Source organism: Hyalangium sp. (assembly GCF_035629615.1).
Taxonomy (GTDB): Bacteria; Myxococcota; Myxococcia; order Myxococcales; family Myxococcaceae; genus Hyalangium.
This window is the reverse complement of sequence record NZ_DASPHO010000710.1, coordinates 1-4,433: the sequence shown is the minus strand read 5'-3', so window position 1 is coordinate 4,433 and position 4,433 is coordinate 1. Positions and strand designations below refer to the sequence as shown.

Here is a 4,433-nt window from a genome sequence, read left to right as displayed (position 1 = left end):
CACCGTCCCATAGGTCAGCGGCCCGTAATAGAGGACGTCCACCGGGGCGTACACCAGGGGCCTGCCCGAGCCGGACAGGCGCTTGCCATCGAAGAGGCCCACCTCCCCCCCGCTGCGAGAGAGGGTGAAGGGCAGGTGCATGGAGCCCAGGGCCGTGTTCCCGTCCGCCAGGAAGCGCACGGTCTGGCCAGGGGCCAGGGAGAGCGTGGGCAGCCGGTGCCGCGTGGTGGCGCGCACGTCATTCGTCAGCTCGTAGCCCTCCAGGGAGAAGGGCGTGGTGCCTCGGTTGTGGAGCTCGATGTAGCCGGCGCTGCCCGCGTTCACCTCGCGGATCACCAGGGGGCCGCTCCCGTGGGCCTGCAGGGTGCTCACGAGGCCTCGGAGGAACGTGGCACGGTTGCGCACGTACTTCTTCAGGAAGCTCCGCGCCCGCGACACGTGCTCGCGCGAGACGTAGGGATCCCGGGCCAGCTCCGGCTCCACCAGGGCCCACAGCGCGTCGATGTGCGCGTTCGCCTTCGCCTCCGAGAAGGGGCCCGCGAGCGCCGCTTCCAGCTTCGCCAGCAGGCGGGCGCGCAGAGCGGGCCGATCCCAGAGGCGGGTGTTGAGGACGCTCCAGGTGGGACGCTGGGAGGGACGGTCCACGACGCGCTCCTCGTAGATGCGCTGCACCCAGGGGTCATACGCGCTGAAGGCCTGCGGCCACCGGTTGGTGATGGGCGGATCGTCCGGGTTCCACGTGCGCCAGTAGAGCATCTGCGCGTTGTTGAGATCCCACGGGACATACAGCCAGCGATCCTTCTGGTGCTCGTGGATCCAGTAGCTGCGCGAGTCCTCGATGATGTTGTTGGAGATGAGCGCGTCCGCGGCGAGGTTGCCCAGGTACGCCTCGACATCGACATAGCGCTCCAGCTTCGCCTCGAAGTCCGAGTCATCCGAGCGGTTCACCCAGGCGAGCAGGGCGTCGAGATCCGCGCGGCTGGTGTCCTCGTTGGTCTTCTTCTCGAAGTCGCCTTGGTAGGAGCTGGAGCCGGGCTTGAGCGTCAGCTCGCAGTTGCGGTCTCCACAGCGGTAGATGGAGGCGCTGCGCTCCAGGGCGTGGTGCTTGAGGTAGTCCTTCCCCACATGCTCCATGTCCAGGTAGAGGCCGTTGTCCTGGCCGTTGATGCTCACCCGGATGTAGCGGGCGCGCGGCACCGGCAGCCCCAAGGCGGTATACAGGTCCACCGCGAACTTCTCGGTCAGCTTGCCGCTGTCGTACCACTCGGCCAGCAGCTCGAAGTGGTCGCGGTCCGCCAGCTCGTAGCCAGGGTCCAGCTCGATCTTGAAGCTCTTCTGGGGCAGCGTCCGGGTGCTCGCACCTCGGTAGCGCACCTGGCCCGGGGCGCGCTCGCCATCGAGCACCACCACCACCGGCACCCGCTCATCCGACTCTGGGTGCTCTTCCAGCCGGGCCAGGTCCTCGGGGGTGATCTGCAGGTCGAACACGGCGAGGCGTGTCTGGACGGGAGGGTACTCGAGGCTCGGCCCCGCGTCGGGCGCGCCGGCATCCGGGGGGCTTGCGTCCGGCAGCTTCCCACCGTCCCCTTGGGGGAGCGTGGAGCCCCCGTCGGGCACGCCGGCATCCCCCAGGCCGCCGTCTGGATCCGCGGGCAGGGGGTCCAAGCCCCTCGCACCTGGAGGATCGCTCGGTGGCTCCTGGGCTTCAGGCCCACATGCGACCAGCCCCGCCATGCCCACCACCAGCAGCCAAGCCCAACGCCCCATGAGCCCTCCGTTTCGAAGGCAGGGGAGCGTGCAGTGGCCGTGCCTCGCCGTGTGTCAGGTGGGTGAAGCTTGGGGGCCTGAGAGGCCCGGGAGCCGGCCAGGCAAGCCCGGTGAGTGGGTAACGAAGTTCCCACTCTGGGGTCTCCGGGCCCCTCTCCGGGAAGCTGCCGCCCGTCTCCGGCCGATCAGAAACGTCATCCTGGAGAGTGAAGATTCGATGGGAGTGGCACGGAGCGGTGTAGAACTCCGGTCTGTCGAAGCTTTCCCCCCTGGCCAGTGGGCGCATGAAGACCGACATTGGCATTGCGCAGAGGGGCCTGGGCGGGCGCCTGATCAGTGGCGCCGCTGAATCGTGGAGGGGCCATGCACGAGTGGTTGGAGGCACTGCAGAAGTCGGCGAAGTCGATGTCCCCCGGGGTGACCGCGGAAGAGCTGCGGCGGGCCGAGACGGAGGCCGGGGTGGCGCTGCCGGGTGAGCTGGGGGATCTGTATTCGGCCTTCAATGGAGGTACGTTCGAGGGGGACGTGGTGCTCTACCCGCTGCACGGCGAGGGTGAGCAGGCCAGCGTGCTGGAGAAGACGCGCAAGATGCTGGTGGGGCTGCCCGTGGCAGGCGTGTGGCGCTTCGGGCTGAAGAGCACGCACCGCCACCTCTTTACGGCGCGCAAGTCCGCCATGGTGGAGCAGGGCGATGGCGGCGGGCCGTTGCCGGAGTGGGTGCAGGCGCTCGGGGGCGAGGACTGGATCTACGGCAGCTGGGACGAAGAGAAGAAGGAGATGCGCTTCTACCGCTCGCTGGCGAACATGCTCAACGTGCTGGTGCCGCCGGTGGAGCACGAGGAGTTCGGCGAGCGCACCTTCGCGCGCGCCATCGCCGCCGTGGAGGGCGCGCTGACCGAGCTCGCCGGGGACGAGGAAGTGAAGGAGCTCGTGTACGAGTATGAGGAGGGCAGGGCGCCCAAGGCCGGGCAGGCGCCCGCCGGGGTGGGCGAGTCGCAGCTCGACAGGCCCGTGGTGATTGCCGCCGAGCGGCGCATGAAGAGCCATAAGAGCAAGGCGGGCAAGCCTGAGGCGGGCAAGAAAGAGCCGGGCAAGGCGGAGGCAGGGCTCGAGACTTCGGCGGTGATCGCTGCCGAGCGGCGCATCGAGGGCCACAAGAGCAAGGCAGGCAAGAGCAAAGCGGGCAAGAAGGAAGGTGGGCTCGAGGCTCCGGCAGTGCTCGCTGCCGAGCGGCGCATCGAGAGCCTCAAGGCGCCGGAGCCAGCCGCTGTGCCTGCCAGGAAGGCTGTGTCCCGGACGGCGGTGAGGAAGGCGCCCGCGAAGAAGGCCGCAGCCAAGAAGGCCGTGGCTACGAAGGTGCCCGCGAAGAAGGCCGCGGCCAAGAAGCCTGTAGCGAAGAAGGCGCCCGCGAAGAAGGTGCCCGCGAAGAAGGTGCCCGCGAAGAAGGCCGCAGCCAAGAAAGGCGTGGCGAAGAAGGCCGTGGCGAAGAAGGCCGTGGGCAAGAAGGCGCCTGCGAAGAAGGCCGCGGCCAAGAAGTCCCCGGCGCGCCGCAAGCGCTGAGCCTGCACAGGGGAGCGGATCCCCGGGTGAGAGTGCGTCGATTCCTCTCACCGGGCCCTCTGTCAGTGTCGGGCCTCGGTCTCCTCCTCGGGGACGGGGGGGCGAGGGGGGAGCGTGAGGGTGTCATCCTGCTCCTCCAGGGCCCACTGTTGGTGGCGACGAGCGAGCCAGTCCTGCGCGAGGATCTGCAAGGCCCCCGCGATGGGCAGCGCCAGCAGCGCTCCCAGGATGCCCGCGAAGGCGGTACCTGCCAGCATCGCCAGGGCGATGAGCAGGGGGTTCATCCGCAGGGTGCGCTGCTGGATGAAGGGCTGGAGCAGGTGGTTCTCCACCTGCTGGTACACCAGGAACACCGCCAGCGAGATCAACCCCGCATGCGTCCCCGCCGAGGCGAACGTCGTCCCGACGATCAGTACACCCCCGAGGAAGGCCCCGATGAACGGGATGAGCCCCAGCACCGCCATGATCAACCCCAGCGGCAGGAAGTAGGGCACCCCCAGCAGCAGCAGGGTCACGGTCGTCACCAGGCCACCAATGAGCGAGATGAAGAACGAGCCGGCCACATAGCGGCCCACGGTGCGGTGCATCCGCAGCCCGAGCTCCTGCCAGTGTGCTCGCTTGCGTGGTGGGAGCCAGAGCAGCCCCTTGTCGAACAGGTCCTTGCCGAAGGCGAGGAAGAAGGCCGCCAGCACCACCACGGTGATGAACGCCGCGACACGGTGGAGGATGCCCGTCACCACGCCCAGCACTGGCATGGCCGCGCCGGGCAGCCGCTGGCGCACCTCCTCCGAGAGACGGTCAAAGATGCCGAACCGCGCATCCAGCTCCTCCATCCACCCCTGGTGCCGCAGCGAGTCGATGAGGCCTGGGGCCGCCTCCACCAACCCCTGGGCCTGATCCACCGCCATGGGCACGAACGTCGTGAGCAGCGCCGCCACCACCCCCAGGGTGGCCACGAACACCAGCGCTACCGCCAGCCCGCGCCGTAGACCGTGGCGCTCGAGCCAGCTCACCAGCGGGTGGGCCGCCAGCGCCAGGAAGAGCGCCACCAGCACCCAGGACAGGGCGCCGCTGACCTCGCGGACCAGCGTCAGCAGCGCCAGCAG

The 4,433-nt window shown here is 69.0% G+C and carries 3 protein-coding genes; 1 reads left to right on the top strand and 2 read right to left on the bottom strand.

The genetic code is table 11. The features are described 5' to 3' along the window. A partial coding sequence (locus tag VD972_RS35575) for a CotH kinase family protein (RefSeq protein WP_324993265.1) occupies window positions 1–1,767 on the bottom strand: 1,767 nt, incomplete at its 3' end. Between the two features lie 363 nt (window positions 1,768–2,130). Between VD972_RS35575 and VD972_RS35570 the strand changes: the two genes are divergently transcribed. Further along, window positions 2,131–3,327, top strand: a complete 1,197-nt coding sequence (locus tag VD972_RS35570; protein ID WP_324993264.1) for an SMI1/KNR4 family protein — start codon at window positions 2,131–2,133, stop codon at window positions 3,325–3,327. Between the two features lie 62 nt (window positions 3,328–3,389). On the opposite strand, the gene VD972_RS35565 is transcribed toward VD972_RS35570, so the two are convergent. Then, a partial coding sequence (locus VD972_RS35565) for an AI-2E family transporter (protein WP_324993263.1) occupies window positions 3,390–4,433 on the bottom strand: 1,044 nt, incomplete at its 5' end.

Excerpts from the sequence above, each read along its gene's own strand:
- VD972_RS35570 (WP_324993264.1), top strand. The coding sequence starts at position 2,131 with ATGCACGAGTGGTTGGAGGCACTGCAGAAGTCGGCGAAGTCGATGTCC.